Raw genomic sequence first — 366 nt, 5'->3', positions numbered from 1 at the left:
TTAACCCAGTTACTATGGAGGGGCAAAGTGAATACCAAATTAGAGTCACATCGGAGGGTGTTCAAAACTGAGGGTGTTCAAAACTCTGTGTCAGCCAAAATGTGAAATCGGCTTCGTATGTGGTCAATACAAGCACGGCGACGTGAAGGGCTCAAAAGTTTCCCTTTGCGGCCTCAGACAGAACCAACTTGTCCAGTGTGAGATCCGATACTGCTCGGCGCAATCTCTCATTCTCCTTTTGTAGTCGCTTGAGTTCCTTCAGTTGGTCGGCTCCCATCCCGCCATACTGCTTGCGCCAGCGATAGAACATCTGCTCAGTTATCTGCATCTGGCGTATCGCATCCAAACGGGGCATTCCCTGACCGC

The 366-nt window shown here is 50.3% G+C and carries 1 pseudogene; it reads right to left on the bottom strand.

What is annotated here, in order from left to right:
- Positions 1-110 precede the first annotated feature (110 nt).
- Positions 111-366: pseudogene (locus tag Q5Y71_RS17305) on the bottom strand (transposase); the annotation flags it as partial.

Origin of the sequence: Microbulbifer sp. 2205BS26-8 (assembly GCF_030731025.1) — a bacterium.
GTDB classification, from domain to species: domain Bacteria; phylum Pseudomonadota; class Gammaproteobacteria; order Pseudomonadales; family Cellvibrionaceae; genus Microbulbifer; species Microbulbifer spongiae.
The sequence above is the reverse complement of the archived record's forward strand: the minus strand, read 5'-3'. Positions and strand labels throughout refer to the sequence as shown.